Raw genomic sequence first — 26,359 nt, 5'->3', positions numbered from 1 at the left:
CGCCGATGGCAGTGCGGGTGTTGATTCCCACACCTTTACAAAAACTGACCCAGGACCGGGAAGTGGTGGAGTGCGAGGCCACCTCCGTGGCAGAATTAGTGGAGTCCCTGGAGCGGCAATGGCCGGGGATGAAAAATCGCCTGTGCGATGAATCGGGGCAGATCCGCCGGTTTGTGAATATCTTTGTCAACAGCGAGGATATCCGCTTTCTCCAGGGGCAAGAGACGCCGTTGCGGGATGGGGATGAGGTGAGTATTGTACCGGCGATTGCAGGGGGTTAATCCATGAGCGAGGCGGAACAGCCCGTGACCGAGGCGCAGAGGGCCAAGGAGAAAGCAGCGGCTAAGGCGCCCCCCCTCGAAGCCAAGCCTCTGTCGGAGTTTGTCCAGGAGCATTTTTTCCCGGCCCTCAAGGCAGCGTTGGCGGCTAAGGGCCTGGCGGATGTGCAGTTGCAGTGGTTGCCGGAGCAGAACCAGGTGCGGGGGACCTGGGACAACCATGAATTTGCCATTACCTTTACCCAGGGCACGTTGCAGGGCCTGAAGACCTTTACCTACAGCAGTTACGGCGCACCCCCCAGCACGGTGGAATCCTTCATGATTGACGAGCGCAAAGTGACTTTGGATTTGCTGGTGTTCTACACCCTACAGCGGCTGACGGCCCAAAAGGTGCTGGTGTTGAACTAGTAAGCCAATACAGCTGGCCTCTCCGGTTCCTGAACAAGGCCAGGGGTAGCCATTCCCTAGGGCTGATTCGAGGCTATTCTCCCCAGGCAGTCAGGATTCCGACCACTGCCGACACGGACTCTACCCTAATTGTTGCCAATGAATTGCGAATAACAATTGCGCGTACCCCACTTGCTGCCATAGATTCAGAAGTATCTGCTTGATGTGCCTCCCTTTTTTCCCATCCAGAGCCACACAGACCAAAAACAATTGCACTTTATGTTCATTTAGCACCTTTTTTAGGGGGTTCCCGGTCAACTTTCATCTAGCCAAAATTGTTGACAATTCCCCTATCTGCTGTTACTCTGGGAATAAGGCAACGGATAGGTTTTTTTAGTCATTGCCCGGGAGGTTAGACCATGACGGCAACGTTGGTACGGGCGTTTGGGGAGATGGCGCCAAATGCCCTGGGGTTGGAGTTGCAGGTGACGACGCCTATCTGCGAAGGGATGAATCGCCTGCTGGCCAGTTTCCAGGCCCTGTATTTGCAGTATCAAAAGCATCATTTTGTGGTGGAGGGGTCAGAGTTTTATATGCTCCACCAGTATTTTCAGGAAAGTTATGAGCAGGTGGCGGGCCACACCCACGACCTGGGGGAGCGGTTGAACAATTTGGGGGGCATCCCGGTGGCCAGTTTTGCCCGCCTGGCGGAGTTGTGCGTGTTTACGCCGGAGCCGGATGGGATGTTTACCTGCCGGCAAATGCTCACCCACGACCTGCAGGCGGAGCAGGCAATCATAACTCTGTTGCGGCAGCAGGCGGCGCAAGCCGAAAGTCTAGGCGACCGGGCCACCCGCTACCTCTACGAGCAGATCCTGCTCAAGACGGAAGAACGGGCCGCCCACTTGGATCACTTCCTGGCCCAGGACAGCCTAACGCTGGGGTGGCGATAGTTTCCTCATCCAGAATCCGCACTACCTGGTCGAACAGGTGCTGGGCCGCGGTGGGCGAATCGCCAATACAGGTCAACCCCAGCTTGCCGTACTCGGACAAACAGCCCATAAGATGGAACACCACGCCGGTTTCGGTGGTGGAGTCAAAATGCAGGCTGTTGTAAACAATAATGTCCAAGAGGTCGTTGGGGAGCAGACCCCGGTAGTGGGGGCGTTGCAGGTTGTCGGTGGCGATGTAGTACTTGGGGTGCTGGCGCGGGGTTAGGAAGAGACCACTGGCGGGATCAAAGGTGCCGTTGGTGAGAAATTTCAGGGTCATGAAGGGGTGGGTGGTGCCGCCCTTGCGTAGGTTGATTTCAATGGCCTGCACGTCCCAGGTGCCGTCGGGCAACTCCCGGGCGACAAAGTCCACCCCGTAGCGCTCCAGCGCTCCCTTGGCCGCCAGGGTTTGGCCAATCCTGCGCCCCCAGGTTTGCAGTTGGGCTTGGTAGGCCGGGTCGGCGGGGAACCGGCAGCCGAGATAAATCTGACCATCAGGACCGCCGAGAATCTGGTCGTGGGTGGAGAGGATTTCCACCGTACCGGCGGGGGTGATTTGCCCCTGGACGCTGGGGGATCGCTTGTTCTCCCCCTCGATAAACACCTCGGCAATGGTCCCTAGCTCCTCGATCCGCCGGGCAAAGTTCTCCCAGGTCTCCGTCTCGCACTGGAAGCGCAGGCGGGGCAGTTGCTCTTGAATCTGTCGAACCCGCTCGGCGTGGGTCTCCCCAGGCGGTTGGGGCAAATTCAGCAGGGCATTCCCTTCGCCGGAAAACCCCTCGTTAAGTTTCACCACTAGGCGGCGGGCAGTTGGTTGGCGTGCCCACAATTCAGCGGCCTGCTCCACCAGGTCTCGGGCGCTAAAGACCAATTTGGTGCCGTCGGGATGGGGCACGCCGCTTTCGGCAAAAATTTCTCGGCTGCCGGCCTTGGTCCCCCAGTAGAGCAGATCTGGGTCGAGGCCCCACAGGGGAATATCCAGCGCCACCGACAAGTCCCGCTCCCGGGGGGTGGAGTTAAAACACACCATAAAGGAGCGACCAGGGGGCAGCGCCTGACGTAACCGGGCCAATAGGCGGGGGCGTTCCAGGATTTTTTCCGTCAGGGGGCGGTTCGACCCATCGTAGGTGGACAGCAACAACAGCCGTTCGCGGGCGTGGGACGCTGGCATCCCCGGCAGTAGCTCCAGGTAGTAGTCAATGATGCTGGGGTGCAGGGGCTGGGACGTGACATAGACTAGACGGGCGCGGGGGTTCCGCAGGCGAATCAGGGAAAACAGGAGACGCTCCTCGTAGTGATGGCTGCCGGGAATTTTGCGCATCTCCTGCTGGTCCAAACTCAAGGAAGGCACCACCAAAATAGTTGCTGCTGCCTCCAGTTCCTGCCAATGCCGGCGCAGATAAGCCTGTAATTCCTGAAAACGACTCATGGTGACCAGCAGGTCAGGGAGCCAGAACCAGCGCAACCTTTATGAAGTTTTTTAGGCTATAGGTACACCCGCCTCCAACCCCCGGCGACAGGTACAGCCCCATTCCACCCATGATTACAGCAACTTTACTTTTTGCAAGAAAAATTTACCGCCCACCGCCAGGGCCACCAGGGCAGCCAACAGACCAAAGTAGGTAACGATGTTCATCAGCATGGTTGGTATATTCGCGCTGAGGTTTTCTTATTTTTATCTTAATCTTGAGGGCGTCGCGGCAACGGGCAAATCTGAGGATTTTGTTAAAAATGGTCGTTGGTTGTGAGAAAGGTGGTTTTCTGGTAACCTGGGGCACCGCACTTTTGCTAAAACCGGGGTAGTTTGATGTCAGTGCCGGGACGCAGTTATGGATCGAGAACAGAGGCCAGGGCTGGAAATGCCGGAGACCGGTAACCCCCAGGACTTGGTGCGCCTTTATCTCCAGGAGATTGGCCGGGTGGAACTGCTGGGGCGGGATGAGGAGGTCGCCGAAGCCCAGCGGGTGCAGCGCTACCTGCGGTTACTGGAGTTGGCCCAGGCGGTGGCCCAAGGAAAGACCCCAGCCTCCCCTGCGCAACAAGCCGTGCTGCAACGGTATCTCGATTTGGTGCAGTTGCGGGACCAACTGACGGCCCAGTGCGGTCACCGGCCCACCCCCCAGCAATGGGCGCAAGCCGCCGGTTTATCGGCCACCACCCTGAAACAGGTGATCAGCCAAGGGCGGGCGGTCTGGGCGGAACTGGCAGGGATGTCGGTGGAAACCTTGAACCAAATCGAGCAGGACGGGCTGCGGGCCAAAAGACACATGATCGAGGCCAACCTGCGCCTGGTGGTCTCGGTGGCCAAAAAGTATCAAAACCGAGGACTGGAACTCCTGGACCTAGTGCAGGAGGGCACCCTCGGCCTAGAACGGGCGGTCGAAAAATTTGACCCCACCAAGGGCTATCGGTTCAGCACCTACGCCTACTGGTGGATTCGCCAGGGCATCACCCGGGCCATTGCCACCCAGTCCCGCACCATTCGCCTGCCGGTGCACGTGATCGAAAAACTCAATAAATTGAAAAAGGTCCAGCGGCAGGTGGCCCAGGCGCAGGGGCATACCCCCAGTTTGCGGGACATTGCCCGGGCGATGGACATGAGGCCGGAACAGGTGCGGGAATTATTGGCCTGTATTCCCCGGGCGGTGTCCCTGGAGACGCGGGTGGGGCGTGATCAGGATACGGAACTGGGGGAATTGTTGGAGGCGGTAGAACTATCCCCCGAGGAACGACTCATCAGTGAAGCGTTGCAACAGGATTTGCAGGAGCTGATGAACGACTTAACCCCGCGGGAGCGGGATGTGATCCGCATGCGCTACGGGTTACAGGATGGGCATGTGTACTCCCTGGCGGAAATCGGGCGGGCGTTGAATTTATCCCGGGAGCGGGTGCGGCAAATCGAATCCAAGGCCATGCAGAAACTGCGGCAACCCAAGCGGCGGAACCGGATGCGGGGGTATTTGGATTCCCTGAACTAACCTGGTAGATTAAAGGAACAATTCTCGGTGCAGCAGCCATGTTCGGGTGGTGGGGACGACTGCGGCGTTACCCGTTGATCGGTTTGGGGATGGTCGGCGCCGGTTTGTGGGTTATGGGTCACGGCTGGGAAGCGGGACTGACCTTGGGCGTCGGGGGACTGGCATTGGCTTGGTTATGGGGACGGCGGTGCCTGGTGGCCAAGACTCCGGCGGGAGCACCCGCTAGCCCGAGACTGACCCGCCCTGAGGTCGAGACCTACCTAGCGCAACTGGGCCAGGAGCTGGCCGACCTGGAACAGGAACTAGGCGAACCCCAACCGGACTTACAGCAGGACTGGCAGGCGCTCCACCAGGCCCTGGATACACCCTTGTCCATCGCCTGGGCCGGCACCTGGACCACCTTACCCACCCTGAATGCCCCTGTTGCCGTCACGGACGCTCATCCGGCCTGGGTGATCTATGGGGTGCAGGACCGGCTGGCGACGGCCCAACTCGAAACCCTAACCCGCTACCGGCAGCAAGAACAACCGGTCCAGGTGGTTTGGCAAACCGCCCCCTGGCAACCGCCCACCCTGCGGCAGGAGGTGCAAGCCCAACTCCAGCACATCGGCTATACTCAGCCTTTACTCAGTATCACCCCGCAACCCCCGGCGGTTTGGGTGCGGCGACTGCAAGGGGATGGGACATGGGAAGAATCATGGGAAATCCCACCACCGGTCCTAGATGAACTGGTGCAGTGGTTAGCCCAGCGGCGGCAGGAACCCCATTGGCAGTATCGGGCGGTGATCCGGCGCGGAAAAGCGTTTCAGGCCACCCTAGAGCAACGGCGGCAGGCATTTCGTGCCCAGCAAGCCCAGCGGATCATCCACAAATACCGGTTGTGGGCCGCCGTGACCGCCGGTGTGAATCCGGTGCCGAGTTTAGATTTGTGGGCGACGGGAGCCATCAACGCCCAGATGCTGGTGGATTTGGCCCAGGTGTATCGGCGGCCCCTAACCTTGTCCCAAGCTAAGGACCTGGTGATGGCCCTGGGGCGGGTGCTGGTGCAAATGGGGACCATTGAGTGGGTGACCCAGTGGGCGGGTACATGGCTGAAATCCCATTGGCTAACCTATGGGTTGGGGGGAGCTGTGCAGGCCCTGAGCGCCGCTTATGTCACCCATCTGGCCGGGGAAACGTTTGTCGAAAATTTGCAAAAGACACCCCCACGGGAACTGACGCCGGGGATTTGGCAGTCATTGCGTACACGGTTACGACCGCCCCTGGATGGGGAAAAACTTTGGCAACAGGTGCTCCCCCATTTGCGGTTGAGCCATTAGCAACCAACTCTTTTTTGGTTAAAATCTGAGGCAGCGACCTGGGGTGTGAGGGATGGTGCGAGGACAGACGGTATGGTTGGCGGGGGCAATCGGCTGTTGTTTGGTAGCAGTACCGGCTTGGGCTAATACCCTGACCAACTGGCGCTATGACCGCACAGGTCAGCGCTTGGAGTTCGGTACGGCGCTGCCCACCCAACCCCAGGTGCAGGTGTTAAGGGACCCCCCCCGCGTTGTGGTGGATTTGCCGGGCACCGTTTTGGGGCGGCCCCCGGAAAGCCGGGATATTTTACCGTTGTTGGGCCGCGAATCCCCCGTGCGGCAGGTGCGTTTAGGCCAATTTGACCCACAAACGGTCCGCCTGGTGCTCGAGTTGTACCCGGAATACAGCATTACCCCGGAGGCGGTACAGGTTCAGTCCTTGGGGGTCAACCAATGGGTATTGACCTTGCCTCGGCAGCTCGCCCGCAGTCCTGTGACCCGTCCCCCGGTCGAGGAACCCCCACCCATCCTGATTGAAGGGGTGCAAGTTACCGATGGGGGTTTGCTGGTGCGCCTGCGGGGTCAGATCCCCCAAGCTCAGGTGCGGCGTTCCCCCAACCGGCAAGAAATTTGGGTGGACATTCCGGCGGCCCTGGCGGCCCGTTGGCAGACGGAGGCTCTGAATTTAGCGTCATTGGGGGTCCTACGCTTTCAGGTGCAACAGGTCCAGAACCAACCCCCCATCACCCGCCTGACGCTCCAGGTGGACGAAAATAGCCCCGACTGGCAGGTGATAACCCAGGGTCAGGGGTTGGTGCTTTCCCCTAAAGCTCAACGCTACGGCCCAGAAGCAGCAGCCGTTGCTCCCCCCGTACAACGGTTACGTCCTTTGTTGCCCTCCCTGATACCGGTGATTGATAACGTGGAGTGGGACCGCACCCACCAGCAGATAGTGTTGCGGGCCAACCGACCCTTCAGTTACAGACAGAGCTGGGAACGGGAACCGGGCTTGAATTTTGCCTCGTTGCGTATGATTTTGGAGGGGGTGCGGTTGTCGCCACGGGCAGAACAGGCCCTCAAGGGGATTCCCGGTTTGACCGTCGCCGTTGAATCCGGACCGGGGAACCAACTGACCCTCCTCTGGCGGCCTTCCCAGCAGATGCGCTTGCTTGGGATTCAGGAACTGGCGCCCCAGGTGCTGGCCGTGCAACTGTTACCGGTGGGGACGGCAGACCAACCCCCCCTATCGGCCCTAGCACGCTGGTTAAGTCGGCGTCCCCAACCGCCCACTGCCACGGTTCCTCAGCCCAGTCCGCCACCGGTGAATCCTCCGCAACCGACGCCCGGACGACTGGTGGTGGTCTTGGACCCCGGTCATGGGGGTCGGGACCCTGGCGCCATCGGTATTGGCGGCCTGCGGGAGTCGGAACTGGTATTGGACATTTCCCGCCAAGTAGCCGCCTTACTAGAGCAACAGGGGGTTCAGGTGGTCATGACCCGCACGGCGGATGTGGAGGTGGACCTGGAACCCCGGGTGGCCCTGGCGCGACGGGTGAATGCCACGATATTCGTCAGTATTCACGCCAACGCCATCAGCCTAAGTCGCCCGGATGTCAACGGCATTGAAACCTACTACTTCCATCCCGGTAGTTATGCCCTGGCAGTGGAATTGCACCGGTCCATGTTGCAGGCCAGCGGCTTGGCAGACCGGGGGGTCCGGCGGGCACGGTTTTACGTAATTCGCCATACGCCGCCGACGATGCCTTCGGTCCTGCTGGAGGTGGGGTTTGTAACGGGGGCCAGGGATGCGGCCTTTTTATCTTCACCCCAGGGGCGGCGGGCCATGGCTCAGGGGATTGCCCAGGGCATCCTGCGCTATCTGCGGGTACGGCCATGACCGCCATCGGCATCTATGACAGCGGGCTGGGGGGGTTAACCGTCCTGCGGGCCTTGCGGCAACAGTTGCCCCAGGAACCGGTGCTGTATTTGGGGGATACGGCCCGGGTGCCCTACGGAACGCGCTCGGCGGCGGAATTGCTCACCTTTGGCCGGGAAATCCTCACCTGGATGGGGCAGCAGGGGGTCAAGATGGTGCTGGTGGCCTGTAATACCAGTTCGGCGCTGGTGTTGGATCAGTTGCAGCGGGAATTCCCCTGGCCTATTTTGGGGCTAATCCTACCAGGGGCGCGGGCGGCGGTGGCCCAGGGACGGCGTATCGGTGTGTTGGCGACGCCGGCAACGGTAGCCAGTGGGGCCTATCCCCGGGCCATTCGGGAAGCCTGTCCCCAAGCGGGTGTGTGGCAAGTCCCCTGTCCCCAGTTGGTGCCCCTGATTGAGCAAGGTCACAGTCACACCCCGGAAATGCGCCAGCTTTTGCGGCGTTACTTAGCCCCCCTAGTGAGCGTGGGGGTGGATACGTTGGTTTATGGCTGTACCCACTACCCCCTGTTGGACGACCTGGTGGCGGAACTGGTGCCGGCCCATGTGCAGCGGGTGGACCCGGCAGTGGCCCTGGTGCAGGCGGCGGCCCAAGAACTGGATGCTCTGGGGTTACGGCACCACGGACCGGCGGGTGAAGTCCGGTTAGGGGTCAGCGGCGACCCAGGTCATTTTCAACGCCTAGCGCAACGGTGGTTGGGCACCCTGCCGACGGTGGAAGCCGTTACCCTACCCGTTTGCGAGCGACTAGCCGTGGGAGACTAGGCCACCACCCAGGGCGATTCCCCCTTCCACCCCCAGGAACCCCGCCAGGGGACTCCCCAACCCGTAAAGCAGCAGGGTCAGATACCGCCTTTGCCGGCGCAGTAACGACAGCTCCAGGGCGTAGGTGGAAAACGTAGTGTAGGAGGAAATAAATCCCATCGCCAGCAGGGCATTTAACCCCGGCAGGTGGGGATGCACCACAGCAGCGCAATAGCCCAGCAGCACCGAACCGGAGCAATTCACCCCCAGGGTGCTCCAGGGGAAGGCCCCCTCCCACTGACGGTTGCACCAGGTCAGGATATAATGCCGCGCCAGAGCACCGGGGATAGCTCCCATCGCCACCCACAGGGGCACCCAGGCCGGATGACTCAGGAGGTCCAACGCCGAGCTAACCATACCCCCAGTTCCAAACACGCCCACCCTGCCAGACAACTGCCGGCCCAGTAGAGCAAATCCGCTCCCCAGTGGTGGTCCGCCCATAGCCGGGCGCTGTCCAACTCATAACTGGCGAAGGTGGTATAGGAGCCGAGAAACCCTGTGACCAAAACTAGCCGCCGCTCGGGATACCTGGCCCATTCTGGTTGCTCGCACAGGGTGGCTATCAGCCCAATCGCCCCACAGCCGGTGATATTCACCAGAAACGTGGCCACCGCCACACCCCACCCCAGCTGGTCGGCCAACCCATCCACTCCATAACGGCTAAGCGCCCCCGCCACGGCCCCCAAGCCGATCGCCGCCGGTACCCGCCAAGCCACCATCTCGGTCTCCGCCCGAATATATCAGGTATTTATATTAAATCAGCAGGGGTCTCCGAGGGAACGCTAGGATGGAAGCGGGTGTAACACCAACAGCTATGGAACCCACCTGGAAGATCAAGTTGCTCTATGACGGCGATTGCCCCCTGTGTCTGCGGGAAGTGGCCTTTTTACGGCGCCAGGATGCCGGTCGGGGGTGGGTGGCCTTTGTGGACATTACCGCGCCGGACTACGACCCCCAGGCCCATGCCGGGATTGACTTTGCCACCGCCATGAGCCGGATCCATGCCATCTTGCCTGACGGAACCGTGCTGCGGGATATGGAGGTGTTTCGCCGGGTTTATGAGGTCCTCGGGCTGGGGTGGCTGTATGCCTGGACGGGCTGGCCCCTAATAAAACCCCTGGCGGACCGCCTGTACGGTTGGTGGGCCAAACATCGTCTAACCCTCACGGGTCGACCCGATTTGACCACCCTAACGGCTCAGCGGTGTCAGGGTCGGTGTGGGTCATCTGCCCATGGACGTGACCGGAAGGGCCAGCTCTAGGATAGGTTGTGTCCTAGCCGCCAGCCAGTTAGGATTCCAAGCTAGGGCAGTGTGGTTCGTGTTTCCGCTTGCCTACAGAATTCAACGAGGGGCACTGGCAAACGGACATGACTCTCCCTGGGGAAACACTTGGCAATCAGGAAAGCAGGAACAATCTGGAGTCCCCTTTTATTTCCCCCCTTTTCCCTATGGAGCTAAGCGGACTCGAACCGCTGACCCCCTCAATGCCATTGAGGTGCTCTACCAACTGAGCTATAGCCCCTGAACGGCGCATAGCCTATTATGCCATATTTTCTGGGCGCTGCCCCCGGCGCTGGCGAAACCAGGTTTGCAGCACTTCCCGGCACTCCGCCTCCAAAACGCCCCCCACCACCGGAAACCGATGGTTCGAGGCCTGACTAGTGGGGATCTGAATCACACTGTCAATTGCCCCGGCTTTGGGGTCCGGCGCACCGTACACCAACCGGCCGATCCGGGCGTTCACCAGGGCACCGGCGCACATGGAACAGGGTTCTAGCGTTACGTACAACGTACAGCCAGTGAGATACCAGGTGCCCAGGGCTTGCCCCGCCTGACGGAGAGCCACGATTTCGGCGTGGGCGGTGGGGTCATGGGTGCGCTCCCGCAGGTTTTCCCCTTGGGCGATACACACCCCCCGCTCATCCACAATCACCGCGCCCACCGGCACATCCCCCCCCTGCCCGGCTCGGACGGCCAGTTGCAGCGCCAGTCGCATCCAGTCTTCGTGGCTGGGCACTAGGCTGGTGTCAATTGCGCCACCTTCTCCCGCAGGGAATTCAGCAGGGATTCAAACGGCTCAATGAACTTCTGAATACCCTCTTCCAGGAGTTCCGCCATCACCTTGTCCAGGTCAATCCCCAGCGCTTGCACCTGGGCCAAGACCGCCTCTGCCTGGTCGAAGCCATCCCGCAGGTGGTCGCTGATTTGGCAGTGGTCCGCACAGGCCTCGATGGTCTCCGGCGGCAGGGTGTTGACCGTATTAGGCCCCACCAGCTCCTCGACATACATCACATCGCTGTACTGGGGATTTTTGGTGCTGGTGCTGGCCCAGAGCAACCGCTGGATTTTTGCTCCCTTGGCGGCCAGGGCTTGCCAACGGGGATGGGCCAGGATTTCCTGGAACCGCTCGTAGGCCACCTTGGCATTGGCGATGGCCGTTTTCCCCAGGAGCGCTTTGGCCTCCGGCGTGCCGATAGCCTCCAGGAGTTTGTCCACTTTGGTGTCAATCCGGCTGAGGAAAAAGCTGGCCACCGAGGCAATCCGGTCAAGGGGTTCGCCCCGTGCTACCCGCGCCTCTAATCCGCGAATATAGGCCCAGGCCGTTTCCACATAGCTCTGCACGCTAAAAAGGAGAGTGACGTTGACATTCACACCCGCCGCAATCACCCGCTCGACCGCCACCAAACCCTCCGGTGTCCCCGGAATTTTGATCATTACATTGGGGCGATCGATGGCCTGGAAGTAACGCAACGCCTCCCGCACCGTACCCTCCGTATCCCGGGCCAACTGGGGAGGGACTTCGATACTCACATACCCATCAACACCGTTGCTGGACTCATAAATGGGACGGAAGATGTCACAGGCATCCTGAACATCCTTGAACACCAGGGATTCGTAGATTTGCATCACCGATAAACCGGCTTTGACCCCCGCCACAATATCGGCGTCGTAAATGACATTCCCGGCAATCGCCTTCTGGAAAATCGCCGGGTTGGACGTAATCCCACGAATGCCACGACTGCTGATTAACCGCTGCAACTCGCCGGAGACAATGAGATTGCGACTCAAATTGTCCATCCAAATGCTCTGCCCGTACTTGGGAATCTCTAACAGGGGATTGGTCGCATCCATAAACTGCCCTCCTGCATCTCCTTACTCCATTGTGCCTAGGCCAACCGGGTCGCCCCCGCTCCTTAAGACCAACTACAGCTTTACCCGCCCCCCCTTTGCACATGAACGTATGTTCATATATAGTATGTGTATAGTATGTTTATGACTCGCTTGTGGAGGTTGGGTGATGGTCAAGTGCGACTGTGAGCGGTGTGTGTGCCAGGTGGACCCGGCGACGGCCATCCGGGTAGGGGATAAGGTCTATTGCAGCGAGGCCTGTGCCCAGGGGCATCCCCAGGGGTCGGGTTGTGGTCACGCCGGTTGTCCCTGCTAGGGCGGCGGGGGGTATTTCCCTTGACGACAGGTTGTGCCGGTCAGCCCCTTTAGCCAAGGGCGGGTGGTCCGGGCAACCTGTTTTGGGCAAGGCCATCGGTATATTTACTCAACAGAAAGTCCTTAACTATTCCTTCGCAGCCATTAAGTTTTTCCGATGATAATTTCTGGGGGTTTTCCGGGGATCGTTAGACTAGATTTAATCTCCTTGTCCCCCAGCGATGACCTTGGCTGCCGACCTTATCAATTGTCTACCGATTGGGGTGGTGTTGACCACAGAGCAGGGGCGGATTGAGCACTGCAATTGGGCCATGGCCGATTGGTTTTGCTTTGATCCCCAGCGCCTCCAGGGCCATGGCATTACTGAGTTTTGGCCGGAATTGACGCCCTATTTACGCTGGCGCGACGCCGGGGGGCGGGTGCGTTTAGGCCAGCAGGACAATTGGTTGGTGATGCGGGTCACGGTGCGGCCCCTCACCCAGCCGAACCTCACCGGGTTGGTGTGGAGTTTTATTCCGGAGCACAGTCGGGATTTGGAGCAGTCCCAGGAGGAATTCATGGCCACCGTCAGCCACGAATTGCGCACCCCCCTGACCAGCATCAAGGGTTTTGTCGAAACCTTGTTGCAGGCCCAGGACCGCTTGAGCCGGGAGCAAATCCGTCACTTTCTGGAAATTGTGCAGGGGCAGGTGCAGCAGTTGACCAATTTGATCGAGACGGTGTTGCAGGTGGCCCGCTGGCAGATGACGCCGGGGCATTTCCGGCCCGTGTACCTGGCGGATTTGGTGCCGGAGGTCATGCAGGAGTTGGAGGGACGGCAGGGTGGCGAACGGGTGGTATGGCGCATTCAGGATGTACCGCCGGTGTGGACGGACCCGAAGTTGCTTGTGCCGGTTCTGGTGCAGGTGTTGGACTATGCCTTGACCCACACCCCAGGGCAAGCCCAGGTGCAGGTGCGTTCCTGGCGCGATGGCAGTGGTTTGCAGATTGGTGTACCGGAGTTAGAGCTGGGGGAATTGTGGTATCCCTTGGGGCCGACGCGACCCAGTATGGGACTGGCCATCACCCAGATGCTGGTGGAGCGCATCCAGGGGCGGTTGTTGTTGGACCAGGGGTTGGTTTTGGAGTTGCCCCGGGCGGCCCGTGCGCACTCTGCCCAGGAACTGGGACATAGTAAACCGGTTTAGAAAACCGTTACGCTAAGAAGGGAGAGGGCCTCAAGGTGGGATGGTTGGTGTGAACCAAGATTTCAAGCAGGAACTCCTGGCCTGTCAGCAACGGCAAGCAACGGGCACCCTGCATGTGCAAGCGGGGGGACAGCGATGGTGGTTGTATTTCTTCCTAGGCCGCTTGCTGTACGCCACCGGGGGGAGCCACCGGGTGCGGCGCTGGTATCGTAGCCTGAAGGCTCACTGTCCCCAATTTCAACCGGATTGGTCGGCTTTAGAAGCCACCCAGCCGTGGGAGTATTGGGCGTTGGTGCAGGGAACCAAGCAGGGACGTTTGACGCCGGCTCAGGCCAAAGCCGTCATCTGGAATAGCGTTTTGGAGGTGTTGTTTACCATCCTTGCCCAGGACCAGGTGACCTATCGTTTCCAGGCAGGCCAGGGTTTGGGCAGTCAAATTGCCCTGTTGCAGGTGGAACGGGTGCTCGAGGAGGTCGCCCAGTTGCAGCACCAATGGCAAGCGGCAGGCTGGGGGCAGTTGCAGCATGTGGCCAAACACTTATCCCCTGATTTGGCTCCCATAGCCTGCCGGCCGGACAGTATCCCTGATCAACAGTGGGTGGCTTGGCTTAGGGGCCAACAGACCCTCTGGGATTTGGTTGGGTTAACCCGCAAGTCAGTGCTGCAGACCGTCGGGCCGATTGTGCGGTGGGTACAACAGGGGTGGGTGGAACTGCAGGTGATACCGGATTTGCCGGCCCCAGTGCAGGAATCTAGCTCTGTCCGCACCCCAGACAACCCTGACCAGCCCCTGATTGCTTGTCTGGACGACAGCCCGGTGATGCTCAAAGTTGTGGAAGGCACCCTGGCCCGCGCCGGTTATCGGGTGATGACGCTGGCGGAACCGATGACCCAGATGGCCGCCCTGCTGGAGGCGAAACCGGATGTCATCCTCATGGACTGGGTGATGCCCCATGTCAACGGCTATGAACTGTGTGCTTTACTACGCAAAACATCCACTTTTCGGGATACGCCGATTTTTCTGATCACGGCCCATGAGGGCATTGTCAACCGCACCCGCGCCCGCTTGGCTGGGGTTACGGAAATCCTCAAAAAGCCGCTGAATCCCGAGGAATTATTGCAATTGGTCGGTCGTTACGCCCCCTTGCACCGGCCGATGACTAGGGAGGTTGGTATCCCCCTTGAACCTATCCCTGCAGCCCCCCCGGACCCGGAACAGGTGGAGGACCATCTGGAGGACCCGGATGTCCAGGCCCGGCAACTGCTGGAACGCTACGCTGCGGGTGAGCGGGATTTCAGTGGGATGCGCCTAGTTGGCTGTAACCTGCAGGGGGCCAACCTAGAAGGTATCAATCTCTGTCGCGCAGAGCTGATGCTGGCGAACTTAAGCGGTTGTTTGCTGACCGGTGCCAAGCTGACGGGTGCTAATTTGATGGGTGCCGAATTGGTCAAAACTAATTTGCGGGAAGCCAACCTCAGCGGCGCCAATCTGATCGGGGCCAACCTCAGCCAGGCCAACCTCAGTAACGCCCAATTGGTCAACAGTAATCTTAGCTCCGCCAACTTCTCCCAGAGCCGGCTACGGGGGGCCAATTTGAGTGAAGCCCTGGCTGCCGGTGCTAATTTCACCGGTGCTGATTTGTGGCAAACCAACCTGTACGCTACCAACCTTCACGGAGCAGTTTTGCATCGGGCCAACCTGGAACGGGCCAACCTTACTGGCGCTAACCTTTGGCAAGCCCAGATGGAACAGACCCATTTAGAGGGGGCCAACTTGACCGGTGCTGTCCTACCCCAAGTGGTCGATACCTAGATTGGCTGCTGTCTAGGAGTTCCCGAACATTTACGAACTGTTACAAAAAGAACACTTACGAAGTCTGGGGGTCGCTATCATACACCATCATACACCGACAGTGGGGGTTAGGCTAGGGGAAGGTACATGAGCAATATCACCCATGACATACGGCGTGAGCTGACGGCTTTGCATCAGCAACAGGTGACGGGGACGTTAGTGGTTGAGTCCGGGCAACAGCACTGGTGGCTGTATTTTTTTATGGGGCGGTTGTTGTACGCCACTGGGGGGAGCCATCGGGTGCGCCGCTGGTATCGGGCGGTAGAAACCCATTGCCCCCAATTTCAACCGGATTGGTCGGCCTTAGAAGCCACCCAGCCGTGGGAGTATTGGGCGCTGGTGCAGGGCACAATCCAGGGCCGTTTGACCCCCACCCAGGCGAAGGCGGTTATTCTCAGTAGTGTTTTAGAGGTGTTATTTGCCGTCTTGGCCGCCGATGAGGTCACGGTTCAATTGCAGATGGGGCAGAGCCTGGAGCGCCAGATTGCCCTTTTACAGGTGGAACAGGTGGTGCAGGAGGCCCAGCAGTTGCGGGAGCAATGGCAGGCCACCGGTGTCCGGCAACTGTCGAACGGCGCGCAACTTTCCCCCGACTGGACACCAGTGGCCCAGCGCACCCACCAGATCCCCAGTCCAGAGTGGCCCATGCTGCTCAGCGGCCAGTACACCCTGTGGGACATCATGAATCTGACCCGCAAACCCCTCAAGGCCACAGTAGGACCGGTGGTACAGTGGGTGCAACGGGGCTGGGTGGAGTTGCAACTATTGCCGGATTTACCCAGTCCGGTGATGGGGCAGAGCGCGCCGGTCACGACCTTTACAGACCTAGAAACCTCAACCCGGCAACCCGTCGTGGCCTGCTTGGATGCCAGCCCGGTGATGCTCAAGTACCTAGAAACGGTACTGGTGCAAGCGGGTTATCGCGTCCTGGCCATTGCCGACCCCATGCTGCAAATCACGGCGCTGCTGGAGGCCAACCCCGATGTCATTTTGATTGACAAGGGGCTGGCGACGGTCAACAGCCAGGAGCTGTGTAATTTTTTGCGGAAAACGCCGGTCTGCCAGGAAACCCCCCTCATTCTCATGGCCCCCGTTGAGGATACGATGGACCAGCAAATTTCCTCGCCGACGGTGACCGACATCCTGCTTAAACCCTTTACCCCGGAGCAGTTACTGACCCTTGTGAGTCATTACGCCCCCCTGCCGCGCTCTCTGGCCGCCAAACCACCCCTATTTGCGCCAGCGAACCTCCCGCTTGAGCTCCCCCATCAGCGGCAATCCCGAGAGGCCGGCACAGGAAAGGACAGCAAAAGCAGTAAATTACAGTGGCGCGGGTCCCGCTATTCCGGGTCTTAGCGACTTCTCATGGTAACTGCCACAGAGGTACCGACAATCATTCAGGAGCGAGAGGGTGCGCGGCTGTATGCCCACCCCTGGGACGACCTATTGTTGCTGCTGGCCTGGAGAACACCCAAAATTCCCGAACGGACGCCCTGGCCGGTGACAGCGTTGGTGGGCATGGGTCGCTGGGGTGCGAGTAAAGGGGGTAATTCTTTGGGCGCTTGAGCGAGGTACGGGGGCTGGGGGTGTTCTATGTCCCACCCATTCTGGAAACCGTGGGGTTTGTGGACTGCGGGTACAGGTACTCAACACTCCCCGCCAGCGGGCCATCAGCCGGGACAATGTGCCGGTGGTAATTGACGGCGCCGGCGGTGACTCGGGGGCAGGACTACCGCTTTGCCACGTCTCTGTACGCCCAATCCGCCCGTGGTGGGGGCCTCTTCCCTGTGGATGAACTGCTCTCGGAGCGGGAGAAAATCCAGGAGCAAATTGCCGCTATCGTGGGGGAAAAGGTGCGCCACTGGGGGCTGACGGTGGAGGCTGCGAAACTCATAGCGGAAACGGCCTGGCCAGTAGCCTTCCCCATGGAGTTGGGCCATGCCTTGGCCTCCCTGGGGCGCGCAAAAGCGACAGGGTTTCGTTCTACACAGCCTTAGTCCATCGCCGGGCCAACTGAGCGATGCGCTGGCCATAACGCACGGCTGTTTCCCGGTCGCCGGGGTCCAGGGTGGGTTGACCATCCATCGGCATGGGACTTTGCCCCATCACCCCCAAAAATGACCCTAACCGATTGACCCCTGTGGCGTCGGGTAAATCGGCTGCTCCCACCCAGACCATGCCGTGCTGGGCCGCATGGACGACCAAGTACAGCAGCGTGCCCTGTTTATCGCCGCTGGGGGAACTGGAATGGGTGAATCCCCCCGCCAGCTTATCCTTCCAGCGCTGTTGGAACCAAATCCCACTGGTGGCATCTAAAAACGCCTTGAATTGGGCAGCTACCCCCCCCATATAGGTCGGCGAGCCAAATACAATGGCATCCGCTCGGTGGAGTCGCTCCAGGTAGGTTTCGTCCTGCCAACGCCCCTGGTGAATCTGCTCCCCCGTAATCCGCAACAGTTCCACCGTGGTTCCGGGTACCTGCTGGGCACCAGCAGCCACGGCCTCGGCCATCAGGTGCGTATGCCCCATCCCAGAAAAGTAAACAATGGCTACTTGCGCCATAAATACCAGGCCCCACGACTACGACCTCCATCGTAACCCAAAGTGATACGGTGCAACGAGCCACCCCCCGTCCGGGTTATCCCTTTAGTCGGACAATTAATTGTTGCTATCTATTTTCAAAAATCTCCTTATTGACTATAATTGTCAGCAAAGGACGCGGAGGGTCAGCGGCAGTATATGGAAAGGCCGGCGCAGGGGGGAATAGAGCCGCAGCGGTGGCTCATTTATCGGCGGTTGCAGGAGTTGGGGGTTCCTTGTCGCTGTGGGGCCTATGGACCGTTAGAGATTGAGGTGGATACACCCCAGGCGGCCCTGTTGGTGTGGAGTGTGGTGCGCCAGGTGACCAGTACAAGGGCAGCTCAGGCAGCTTGGCTAGAGCGGTGCTGGCAGGCGGAGGCCTAAGCTATACTGGGGTACGCAGTGAGACCAGCTAACAGGGGTGCGGCCGCGAATTGCTTTTACCCATCTGGGGTGCGAAAAGAATCGTATTGACACGGAACACATGCTGGGGTTGCTGGCGGCGGCGGGATACCGGGTAGATAGCGACCCTGCACAGGCCGATTATGTGGTGGTCAACACCTGTAGTTTTATCGAAGCGGCTCGCCGGGAATCGGTACGGACATTGGTGGAATTGGCCGAGGCGGACAAGAAGGTGATTATTACTGGCTGTTTGGCGCAGCAGTTTCGGGCGGAACTCCTGGAGGTGATTCCTGAAGCGGTGGCGGTGGTGGGGACCGGCGATTATCAGCACATTGCCCAGATAATTGAGCGAGTCGAGCGGGGCGATCGGGTTCTGCAAGTGAGCGATAAACCTACCTACCTGGCCGATGAAACGGTTCCCCGCTATCGCACCACCTGTGCACCGGTGGCCTATTTGCGCATCGCGGAGGGGTGTGACTACCGCTGCAGTTTTTGCATCATTCCCCGGTTGCGGGGGGACCAGCGTTCCCGCTCTATTGAATCCATCGTAGCTGAGGCGCGGGAGTTGGCCGACCAGGGGGTGCAGGAGCTGATCCTGATTTCCCAAATCACCACCAACTACGGCCTGGATTTGTACGGCAGACCCCGCCTAGCCGACTTGCTGTATGCTCTGGGGGACGTGCCCATTCCTTGGATTCGGGTGCATTACGGCTATCCCACTGGTCTGACGCCGGAGGTTTTGCGGGCGTTTCGGGATGTGCCCAACGTGTTGCCCTACATTGACCTGCCCCTGCAGCACTCCCACCCGGACATCCTGCGGGCCATGAACCGCCCCTGGCAGCCCGAGGTGAACGACCGCTTGCTGGCAACCATCCGGGAGACCTTACCGGAGGCCGTGATTCGTACCACGTTTATCGTGGGTTTTCCTGGGGAAACGTCCGCACACTTTGCCCACCTGTGCCGGTTTGTGGAACATCACCAGTTCGATCATGTGGGGGTGTTTACGTTTTCCCCGGAGGAGGGGACGCCGGCAGCCCGCCTGCCCAATCAAGTACCGGAGCGGACCAAACGTCGTCGCCAGCGGGCCTTGATGCAGCGCCAGCAACCCATTTCCCTGGCCAAGCACCAGCAGTACATCGGTCGGGTGGTGGACGTGTTGCTGGAGCAGGAAAACCCGGAAACAGGGGTCAAAATTGGGCGGGCTGCCCGTTTTTCACCGGAAGTGGATGGTCAGGTTTATGTGACCGGCTCGGCCAGCCTGGGCACCATTGTCCCGGTCAAAATCACCCGAGCCGATGTCTATGACCTCTACGGGGAAGTCGCCGTCCCACCATAGCCCTACCGCCGGACCTTTCTGATATTTGACTAACCACTAAGCTGGTGGGGATGGGATAAACTACGTTTACTAGGGATCGCCGTTTTGCATTTAGGAGTTTACAATGACGGCCGATACACCCATTATTGTCCTCATAGATGACGATGACCAGCTCCGGTTTTTGACCAAGGAATATCTGGAGATGGAGGGGGGGTACACCGTTTTGACGGCGGCCAACGGACAGGAGGCGTGGGAGCTGCTTGAGCAAGTGCATCCCCATTTAATTATTTGCGATGTGATGATGCCGGTGATGGACGGTTATGAATTTGTCCAACGGCTACGGCAACATCCCCGTCTGCGCTCGATTCCTTTGATTTTTCTGTCGGCCAAAGGGGATGTCAGCGACCGGATTGTGGGGTTGAACGCCGGGGGGGATGTCTATTTGGTCAAACCCTTTGAACCGGAGGAATTATTGGCCCAAATTCGGGCTTCCCTGGCGCGGTTGGGGTGGATGGCCCAGGGGGGGTCCTTGACCCAGGCGTCACCCGATGTCTATCTCACACCTACCGAGCGGCGCGTGTTGCGGCTGGTGGCCCAGGGGTTGACCAATCAACAGGTGGCCGATGAATTGAAGGTGTCGCGGCGCACTGTGGAAAGCCATGTGAGCAATATCTTGAGCAAGGTAGGCCTGAATAACCGCACGGAATTAACCCGCTGGGCTATCAGTCACTTTAATTGGTAATGGGCGATACTGGAATCGAACCAGCGACATCCTGCTTGTCAGGCAGGCGCTCTACCCCAATGGGGCTTGCCAATTCCGGTGGGTAATCGGATTTGTTGGAAACACGAAGTCGAAGTCTACGGTTGCGCCGTGGTAGGTGGGGTTTAAACAACCTGCCGCCACCACTGTTTCCAGGCGCTTACGCTGCCACCCCAACTTAGGGTCCACCGCTGGTCGTGGAATAGAGGGGGCAACACCCGGGCAAACCACCCCCATCGAGATGCACCCGTTCAGCGTGGGGTACGGCGATGCGGGCAAACTGCTGCATCACGCACCCGACTGCGATGGCCCTGCGCCAGCTTTAGGACCTGCTCCAATGGCTGACCTGTTGGATGGTCTGCTCCCAAACCGGATAGATTTTGGTGCCCCCCAGGTTGGCCTTCAGTTGCTGGACATATTGGGTGGCGGTCGCCAGGGTTTCGGCGGTATGGGGCTGGCTGCCGGGGAATAACTGTTCGTAGGTGGAACCAAAGCCATAAATCCATAAATAAAATATTTAAGATTGGGTTCCCGAGTAAACCTTGTCATGGCTTGCACGGTTGGGTGGTGGAGCGATGATCTGGCAGCAGCGGCGGTTGTCTTTGCCCCCCCATTGAAAACCCGCTGTGTCTTCCGGGACCTGCGCAAGCTGTGGGCCGCCGGGGACCAGGTGGTGCCTTTGCCAGCCAAACAAACACCGGCCATCGCGGACTGATGTCATGATGTTGAGCGAACGTTTTGCCCAAGCCTTAGCCTACGCCCACCAACTACACCAATCCCAGGTGCGCAAGGGCACAGCTATTCCCTACCTCAGCCATCTGTTGGCGGTGAGTGCCCTGGTGCTGGAAAACGGCGGCGATGAGGACCAAGCCATTGCTGCGCTGTTACACGACAGCTTAGAAGACGGCCCCCGCTATAGTCCCTACACCCGGGACCAAATCACCGCCGACATTGCTACTCGCTTTGGCGAGCGCGTCCTGCGCATTGTTGAGGGCTGTACCGACCGGGAACACCAAGAAACCCGCGACTGGCGGACCCGCAAAGAGCACTATTTGCAGCACCTAGAGCAGGTTGATGCAGACGTTTTGCTCGTCGCCAATGCCGACAAACTGCACAATGCCCAGGCCATCTGGCGCGACTACCAACAGCGAGGGGAGCAACTATGGGAGCGCTTTAGCGGCGGTAAAACGGGCACCCTGTGGTATTACCAGCGCTTGGCTGAGCTGTTTCATCGCCGTCGCCCAGGGTGGTTGGCCCAGCAGTTGCAGACGGTGGTCCAGGCGCTGGTGGAAGCTGCCCTTGCTGAGCGAACGTCAGCGCCACCTGTAAATCAGCCGTCTGCCGGGGATAAGCGATAGCCGGACGGTGCAGCAGGTGCAACACCACCCCCAACTCTTGGGCCAAAGTCTGTTTTACGTCTTCCCCCCCCGGCACCCCCGACGCTTTCGCAATCACCTGGGTAATGCGCCACTGTTGCCACAGCGCCCGTTCCAGGGCATAACTCACCGGCGGCCAGATAGCCACGATGTTTTCCGGCGCAAATCCCACCGTCAAAGCCGTATTCAGGGCCACGGGGTCCGGCAGAATCCGCACAAACCAGGTATGTTCGCCCCAATAGGGCCGCAGACGGGGCAATTGCCGATACCCCACCGTGACCAGAATCCGCTCCCGACCCAGGGGATAGCGCGTAAACAACTCCTCCACCTCCTGCCAGTAGAAACAGGAGGGCGACGGGTTGTGTATCTGGGGACGTTCGTAGCGCAAGTAGGGCAAACGATACCGTTCGGCGCAGGTTATCGCCAGTTGGGAAATCTGAACCGCGTGGGGATGGGACATATCCAGAATGTGGGTGACCTGGTAGGCTCGCACAAAAGCGTCCAGCTGCTCCGGCGTGAGACGCCCCACCACCACCGGTGCCGCAAGACAGTTGTAGAGTCGCCTGGCCCGTTCGCTGGCCACCGTAATCACACAGGGAACATCCGTCCCCAACCGTGCGGCCAGCTCAGCACTTTCCCGCGTCCCACCGATGAGCCACAACGTCACGGTTGCGAGCTGGGTTTAGCTTCCTTGGGGGGTGCCGCCTGCCATTCGGACAAATTCCGGTCCACCGCATTACGCAAATCCACGGGCACCAGTGCCACCCGCAACGTCTCCCCCTCCACCGGTGGGTCAATCAGGGCATAGAGAGCCACCCCGGTAAAATCCGCATTCCCCAGGACCAGCCGATGCCGGTTGCCATTGGCCAACGTCACCTCAATCGTCGCCAGGGGTTTATCCAGGCCGAATTTCCCTTTCTCCTTGGCCGCAATGGTGATGTCCTGGTCCTGCACCCGTTGGGCCGTCGTCATTTGGCTGAGTAAAAAGGCAATCGGCGCCTCATTAGCCGGTTTACTCTCCGGTTGCCGCATCCGCCACTCCCCCGCCTTCACCCGTTCAAACTGCAGCGTTTGGTTCGGCTGGCGGATGGTGATGGCCGTGGCGTCCTTTTCCGTGAAATTAAACAAACGCGCCCGGCGGGTAGCCTCCTGTTGACGTTGCGGCTTGAAGACCCCCTCCCACAGGGCCACACCAGTCCCCAATCCCAGCGCCAGTGCCAGAATCAGCAGCGTACTTTTAGCCAGTTTCATCGTCCGGGGTACTGCTCCAGGCAACGCACTAACAATTCTACGCCCAAACTGAGCACCGTTTCATCAAAGTCAAAGCGGGGATGGTGGTGGGGAAAGTCCAGTCCTTTAGCAGGATTAGCCGACCCCAAAAAGAAATAGCACCCCGGCACCTCCTGCAGGAAAAAAGCCATATCTTCGCCCCCCAGGGTTTGACAATTCGGCACCACCCCCAGGTCCGGTTCTACCACCTGCTGGGCCACCGAGCGCACTAATTCTGCCATTGCCGGGTCATTGACCAAAGGCGGATAAAGATACTCATAGCTCCACTCGTAGCGCGCACCATAAGCATGGCAAATCCCCGCCACTATCGCCTCCAACTTCTGGGGCAACACCGGCGCCAAATCCGGGTGGAAATAGCGCACCGTACCACCGAAATAAGCCTGGTCGGCAATCACATTCCGCGCCGAACCCGCATGAAACTCCCCCACCGTGACCACCGCCGGTTCCAGAGGACTGACTTGGCGCGCCACCACCGTTTGCAAAGCTACCACAATCTGCGCCCCAATCACCAGCGCATCAATCGTCTGTTCCGGTTTGGCCCCATGGCCCCCTCGTCCTTGAATCCGGCACCGGAAAAAATCCGACGCCGCCATCAGGGGACCAGCGCGCACCCCCACCGTCCCAGCCGGCAAATCATTCCACAAGTGCAGGCCAAAGATGGCTTCCACCCGGGGATGATCCAGCACCCCCGCCTCGATCATGGGTTTAGCGCCCCCCGGCCCTTCTTCCGCCGGTTGAAAAATCAACTTCACCGTTCCCTGCCAGTCGTGCTGATGTTGGGCCAGGTAATGCGCCACCCCCAGCAGGATAGCCGTGTGCCCGTCGTGGCCGCAGGCGTGCATCACCCCATCAATTTCCGAGCGATAGGGGACCTCGTTGAGTTCCTGAATCGGCAGGGCATCCATATCTGCCCGCAGGGCCAGTACCGGTCCCGGTCGTCCCCCTGGCAAAACCGCCACGACCCCTGTTTGGGCAATCCCGCTTTGGGGTTGGTAGCCCCACTGGCGCAGCAGTCGCGTAACCCGCGCCGCCGTTTCGATTTCCCGAAAACCCAGTTCCGGTCGTCGGTGAAACGCCCGCCGCCACTCTACCAACCGTGGTTGCAGAGCTTGAATCTCCGGGCGAATACCGGCCAGGGAAACCACAAGTCACTCCTGCAACAGACCGTTGTTCCTATGGTAGAGCAAGCATCTGGGTGATGGGCCTTACGGCACCAAATGCTTCTGCTTCCAAGTGACCCTGGATAGTAAAGTAGCTAGACGCGCTTTCCAAGTTGAACTAGCCTTGATAGGCAGGATTCTGGGAATTCCCAGTTGCACTTGGTAGGTGTCCATCCGTAGACCCTTACCGGCTAGTTTGTAAACGGTTGGTATTTCCTCAAGCGGTAGTCGAGGGTGTCAGAAGAATTTGCCCCCACCCATCACCAATTCCAGTGCATAGTTAGAATGCCAATGCGCGGATTGTCGTGAAGCGTAGGCACCCCATGAGCAAGGGCTGATAGTAATTCATAACTATGGTCTGCTGGCAGTACTCTCCCCCTGACTGGCAAACACAAGTTTACATTTGGCTCTAGCCTGGTGGTGGAGCGTTGGGTCCTGGGTCGTAGTCCATACCTGACCCTACCGCCCCCATTGCTGATGGGTGACCAGGGATTCGAACCCTGAACCAGCGGATTAAGAGTCCGTTGCGCTACCGTTGCGCCAGTCACCCACCGTCCCAAAGGACTATCCTAGCTCCTGAGCTTAGAAGTCGTCATCCCCCCCTGGACCAGGTTTGCGGGCCGGCTTGGGTTCGGGCTTTTCCACCACCAGGGCTTCCGTGGTCAAGAACATGCCGGCGATGGAGGCCGCGTTTTCCAGGGCGGTCCGGGTGACCTTGGCCGGGTCAATGATGCCGGCGGCGATCAGGTCCTCGTAGTTGCCGGTCACGGCGTTGTAGCCCATGGGTAAGTCCAGTTGCCGCACCTTTTCCACTACAATGGCCCCGTTGACACCGCTGTTGTCGGCGATTTGCCGCAGGGGATAGGTCACGGCGCGGGCGACAATGTCCACCCCCGTGCGCATTTCCGCGTCAGGTAGGGAAGCGGCCAGATCGGGCAATCCCTTGGCTACATGCACCAGCGTGGCACCGCCCCCGGGAATGATGCCTTCTTCTACGGCAGCCCGGGTGGCATGGAGGGCATCTTCTATGCGCAATTTCTTTTCCTTAAGTTCAGTTTCAGTGGCGGCCCCCACTTTGATCACTGCCACGCCGCCGGCCAATTTGGCAATCCGCTCCTGTAGCTTTTCCCGGTCAAATTCCGAGTCGGTTTCCGCCAGTTCTTGTTTCAGTTGGGCAATCCGGGCCTGGACCTGCCGCTGGGTGTCTTGACCGGCCACGATCACGGTGCGGTCTTTGCTGACAGTAACCCGGCGGGCCGTCCCCAGCATATCCGGCTGCACCTGGTCCAACTTAAAGCCCAAATCCTCCGACAGGAACTGACCGTTGGTGAGGATGGCGATGTCCTCCAGCATGGCCTTGCGCCGGTCGCCAAAGGAAGGGGCCTTGATGGCGCAGACATTCAACACGCCCCGCATCTTGTTGACCACCAGGGTGGCGAGGGCTTCCCCCTCCACATCCTCGGCAATAATCAACAGGGGCTGCCCCAAACGGCTGATTTTCTCCAGTAGGGGGATGAGGTCGGCCACCGCACTGATTTTTTTGTCGGTAATCAACAGCCGCACGTTTTCGTACTCGGCCACCATGTTTTCCTGGTCGGTCACCAGGTAGGGGGAAATGTAACCCCGGTCAATTTCCATCCCCTCTACGACTTCCAGCTCAGTTTGCAGGGATTTGGATTCCTCGACCGTGATCACCCCGTCTTTGGTGACTTTTTCCATCGCCTCATAAATCATCTGGCCCACTTCGGCGTCGTTGCCGGCAGAAATGGTGGCCACCTGCTTGACCATTTCCCCTTCGACGGGCCGACTGACTTCCTTGATTTTTTCCACCAGATACTGCACGGCCCGGTCTATGCCCCGTTTGAGATTGATGGGGTTGCTGCCGGCGGAGACGTTTTTCATCCCCTCGAGAATCATGGCCTGGGCCAGTAAACAGGCGGTGGTGGTGCCGTCCCCAGCGACATCGGCTGTTTTTTCCGCCACCTCCTTGAGCAGTTGGGCGCCGGTGTTTTCCATGGGATGGCTCAGTTCGATTTCCTTAGCAATGGTGGCCCCATCGTTGACCACCTCCGGCACCCCAAATTTTTTCTCTAAAACCACGTTGCGACCACGGGGCCCCAAGGTCACCCGCACGGCGTCAGCGACGGCATTGACCCCCCGCTCTAGGGACTGGCGCGCTGCTTCATCAAAACTGACTAGCTTTACCATACGCTCTGCCCCAATCACTCCATCGCCTATAGTAACATCCTTTAGCACTCGGCCGGGGAGAGTGCTAATTTGGCAGGGGGGGGGTGACTGTCCTACCATAGATTGAGAA

General features: G+C 59.5%; 28 protein-coding genes, 2 tRNA genes and 1 pseudogene. 19 read left to right on the top strand and 12 right to left on the bottom strand.

Annotated features, from left to right (window positions below):
• Positions 1–5 precede the first annotated feature (5 nt).
• The 3 genes from Q6L55_08935 to Q6L55_08925 all read left to right on the top strand — a co-directional run bounded on the left by Q6L55_08935 (position 6) and on the right by Q6L55_08925 (position 1,618).
• Positions 6–281: a MoaD/ThiS family protein gene (locus Q6L55_08935; GenBank protein ID MEN9258832.1), complete on the top strand. Its 276-nt coding sequence runs from the start codon at positions 6–8 to the stop codon at positions 279–281.
• A gap of 3 nt (positions 282–284) precedes the next feature.
• On the top strand, positions 285–686 hold the full coding sequence (locus Q6L55_08930; protein ID MEN9258831.1) for a DUF2996 domain-containing protein: 402 nt from the start codon (positions 285–287) through the stop codon (positions 684–686).
• 398 nt (positions 687–1,084) lie between these two features.
• Complete coding sequence (locus Q6L55_08925) at positions 1,085–1,618, top strand: ferritin-like domain-containing protein (GenBank protein MEN9258830.1); 534 nt, start codon at positions 1,085–1,087, stop codon at positions 1,616–1,618.
• On the opposite strand, the gene Q6L55_08920 is transcribed toward Q6L55_08925, so the two are convergent.
• Complete coding sequence (locus Q6L55_08920) at positions 1,545–3,122, bottom strand: peptide ligase PGM1-related protein (GenBank protein MEN9258829.1); 1,578 nt, start codon at positions 3,120–3,122, stop codon at positions 1,545–1,547. The genes Q6L55_08925 and Q6L55_08920 overlap by 74 nt on opposite strands.
• Positions 3,123–3,486: 364 nt before the next feature.
• Here Q6L55_08920 and sigC point away from each other — a divergent pair, with 364 nt between their 5' ends.
• From sigC to murI, 4 genes are read left to right on the top strand one after another with little or no spacing between them, the layout of a single operon-like run.
• Entirely contained in the window at positions 3,487–4,635 is a 1,149-nt protein-coding gene (gene sigC / locus Q6L55_08915) for an RNA polymerase sigma factor SigC (protein MEN9258828.1), read from the top strand.
• Positions 4,636–4,673: 38 nt separating this feature from the next.
• A complete protein-coding gene (locus tag Q6L55_08910; GenBank protein MEN9258827.1) occupies positions 4,674–5,954 on the top strand; it encodes a YcjF family protein in 1,281 nt (426 codons plus the stop codon).
• Between the two features lie 52 nt (positions 5,955–6,006).
• Positions 6,007–7,830, top strand: coding sequence for an N-acetylmuramoyl-L-alanine amidase (locus tag Q6L55_08905; GenBank protein ID MEN9258826.1), 1,824 nt, complete (start codon positions 6,007–6,009; stop codon positions 7,828–7,830).
• Complete coding sequence (murI, locus tag Q6L55_08900) at positions 7,827–8,636, top strand: glutamate racemase (protein ID MEN9258825.1); 810 nt, start codon at positions 7,827–7,829, stop codon at positions 8,634–8,636. Before Q6L55_08905 ends, murI begins: the two co-directional genes overlap by 4 nt.
• Here murI and Q6L55_08895 read toward each other — a convergent pair.
• A complete protein-coding gene (locus Q6L55_08895; GenBank protein MEN9258824.1) occupies positions 8,619–9,032 on the bottom strand; it encodes a CrcB family protein in 414 nt (137 codons plus the stop codon). The two genes, murI and Q6L55_08895, sit on opposite strands and share 18 nt — an antisense overlap.
• On the bottom strand, positions 9,005–9,394 hold the full coding sequence (locus tag Q6L55_08890; protein MEN9258823.1) for a CrcB family protein: 390 nt from the start codon (positions 9,392–9,394) through the stop codon (positions 9,005–9,007). Before Q6L55_08890 ends, Q6L55_08895 begins: the two co-directional genes overlap by 28 nt.
• 95 nt (positions 9,395–9,489) lie before the next feature.
• Between Q6L55_08890 and Q6L55_08885 the strand changes: the two genes are divergently transcribed.
• Entirely contained in the window at positions 9,490–9,936 is a 447-nt protein-coding gene (locus tag Q6L55_08885) for a DUF393 domain-containing protein (protein ID MEN9258822.1), read from the top strand.
• A 189-nt stretch (positions 9,937–10,125) separates the two neighbouring features.
• On the opposite strand, the gene Q6L55_08880 is transcribed toward Q6L55_08885, so the two are convergent.
• From Q6L55_08880 to tal, 3 genes are all read right to left on the bottom strand, one after another.
• Positions 10,126–10,198, bottom strand: a tRNA-Ala gene (locus tag Q6L55_08880).
• A gap of 18 nt (positions 10,199–10,216) precedes the next feature.
• Complete coding sequence (gene tadA, locus Q6L55_08875; GenBank protein MEN9258821.1) at positions 10,217–10,693, bottom strand: tRNA adenosine(34) deaminase TadA; 477 nt, start codon at positions 10,691–10,693, stop codon at positions 10,217–10,219.
• Positions 10,693–11,808 (bottom strand): transaldolase, encoded by a 1,116-nt coding sequence (tal, locus tag Q6L55_08870; GenBank protein MEN9258820.1) that lies wholly within the window; start codon positions 11,806–11,808, stop codon positions 10,693–10,695. The genes tadA and tal overlap by 1 nt, the downstream gene beginning before the upstream one ends.
• A 166-nt stretch (positions 11,809–11,974) precedes the next feature.
• Between tal and Q6L55_08865 the strand changes: the two genes are divergently transcribed.
• The 6 genes from Q6L55_08865 to Q6L55_08840 all read left to right on the top strand — a co-directional run bounded on the left by Q6L55_08865 (position 11,975) and on the right by Q6L55_08840 (position 17,156).
• Positions 11,975–12,121, top strand: a complete 147-nt coding sequence (locus Q6L55_08865; GenBank protein MEN9258819.1) for a metallothionein — start codon at positions 11,975–11,977, stop codon at positions 12,119–12,121.
• A gap of 220 nt (positions 12,122–12,341) precedes the next feature.
• On the top strand, positions 12,342–13,307 hold the full coding sequence (locus Q6L55_08860) for a histidine kinase dimerization/phospho-acceptor domain-containing protein (protein ID MEN9258818.1): 966 nt from the start codon (positions 12,342–12,344) through the stop codon (positions 13,305–13,307).
• Positions 13,308–13,347: 40 nt separating this feature from the next.
• Complete coding sequence (locus Q6L55_08855; protein ID MEN9258817.1) at positions 13,348–15,120, top strand: pentapeptide repeat-containing protein; 1,773 nt, start codon at positions 13,348–13,350, stop codon at positions 15,118–15,120.
• A gap of 126 nt (positions 15,121–15,246) precedes the next feature.
• The gene (locus Q6L55_08850; GenBank protein MEN9258816.1) at positions 15,247–16,515 is read left to right on the top strand and encodes a response regulator; all 1,269 of its coding nucleotides are present in this window, start codon (positions 15,247–15,249) and stop codon (positions 16,513–16,515) included.
• 9 nt (positions 16,516–16,524) lie between these two features.
• Complete coding sequence (locus tag Q6L55_08845) at positions 16,525–16,725, top strand: hypothetical protein (protein MEN9258815.1); 201 nt, start codon at positions 16,525–16,527, stop codon at positions 16,723–16,725.
• Between the two features lie 131 nt (positions 16,726–16,856).
• Positions 16,857–17,156 carry a hypothetical protein gene (locus tag Q6L55_08840; GenBank protein MEN9258814.1) on the top strand — a complete coding sequence of 100 codons (300 nt, stop codon included), beginning with the start codon at positions 16,857–16,859 and terminating at the stop codon, positions 17,154–17,156.
• Here the strand turns inward: Q6L55_08840 and Q6L55_08835 are convergent.
• Positions 17,143–17,721 (bottom strand): flavodoxin family protein, encoded by a 579-nt coding sequence (locus Q6L55_08835; protein ID MEN9258813.1) that lies wholly within the window; start codon positions 17,719–17,721, stop codon positions 17,143–17,145. The genes Q6L55_08840 and Q6L55_08835 overlap by 14 nt on opposite strands.
• A 177-nt stretch (positions 17,722–17,898) precedes the next feature.
• Between Q6L55_08835 and Q6L55_08830 the strand changes: the two genes are divergently transcribed.
• The 5 genes from Q6L55_08830 (at position 17,899) to Q6L55_08810 (ending at position 21,574) form a co-directional block, all read left to right on the top strand.
• Positions 17,899–18,123 (top strand): hypothetical protein, encoded by a 225-nt coding sequence (locus Q6L55_08830; protein ID MEN9258812.1) that lies wholly within the window; start codon positions 17,899–17,901, stop codon positions 18,121–18,123.
• A gap of 37 nt (positions 18,124–18,160) precedes the next feature.
• On the top strand, positions 18,161–19,477 hold the full coding sequence (gene rimO / locus Q6L55_08825) for a 30S ribosomal protein S12 methylthiotransferase RimO (GenBank protein MEN9258811.1): 1,317 nt from the start codon (positions 18,161–18,163) through the stop codon (positions 19,475–19,477).
• A 103-nt stretch (positions 19,478–19,580) separates the two neighbouring features.
• On the top strand, positions 19,581–20,198 hold the full coding sequence (locus Q6L55_08820) for a response regulator transcription factor (GenBank protein MEN9258810.1): 618 nt from the start codon (positions 19,581–19,583) through the stop codon (positions 20,196–20,198).
• 565 nt (positions 20,199–20,763) lie between these two features.
• The gene (locus Q6L55_08815) at positions 20,764–20,931 is read left to right on the top strand and encodes a hypothetical protein (GenBank protein ID MEN9258809.1); all 168 of its coding nucleotides are present in this window, start codon (positions 20,764–20,766) and stop codon (positions 20,929–20,931) included.
• 4 nt (positions 20,932–20,935) lie between these two features.
• Positions 20,936–21,574: an HD domain-containing protein gene (locus tag Q6L55_08810; protein MEN9258808.1), complete on the top strand. Its 639-nt coding sequence runs from the start codon at positions 20,936–20,938 to the stop codon at positions 21,572–21,574.
• Positions 21,575–21,584: 10 nt separating this feature from the next.
• On the opposite strand, the pseudogene cobK reads toward Q6L55_08810, so the two are convergent.
• The 5 genes and pseudogenes from cobK to groL all read right to left on the bottom strand — a co-directional run bounded on the left by cobK (position 21,585) and on the right by groL (position 26,250).
• Positions 21,585–22,259 (bottom strand): annotated as a pseudogene (cobK, locus tag Q6L55_08805) (precorrin-6A reductase).
• Positions 22,256–22,843: a DUF4340 domain-containing protein gene (locus Q6L55_08800; GenBank protein ID MEN9258807.1), complete on the bottom strand. Its 588-nt coding sequence runs from the start codon at positions 22,841–22,843 to the stop codon at positions 22,256–22,258. The pseudogene cobK and the gene Q6L55_08800 overlap by 4 nt, the downstream one beginning before the upstream one ends.
• Positions 22,840–24,027: a M20 family metallopeptidase gene (locus tag Q6L55_08795; protein ID MEN9258806.1), complete on the bottom strand. Its 1,188-nt coding sequence runs from the start codon at positions 24,025–24,027 to the stop codon at positions 22,840–22,842. Before Q6L55_08795 ends, Q6L55_08800 begins: the two co-directional genes overlap by 4 nt.
• Positions 24,028–24,520: 493 nt before the next feature.
• Positions 24,521–24,592, bottom strand: a tRNA-Lys gene (locus tag Q6L55_08790).
• A gap of 32 nt (positions 24,593–24,624) precedes the next feature.
• Positions 24,625–26,250 carry a chaperonin GroEL gene (gene groL, locus Q6L55_08785; GenBank protein ID MEN9258805.1) on the bottom strand — a complete coding sequence of 542 codons (1,626 nt, stop codon included), beginning with the start codon at positions 26,248–26,250 and terminating at the stop codon, positions 24,625–24,627.
• Between the last annotated feature and the right edge of the window lie 109 nt (positions 26,251–26,359).

The sequence above is a fragment of the Gloeomargarita sp. SRBZ-1_bins_9 genome (assembly GCA_039794565.1).
GTDB lineage: Bacteria > Cyanobacteriota > Cyanobacteriia > Gloeomargaritales > Gloeomargaritaceae > Gloeomargarita.
The sequence above is the reverse complement of the archived record's forward strand: the minus strand, read 5'-3'. Positions and strand labels throughout refer to the sequence as shown.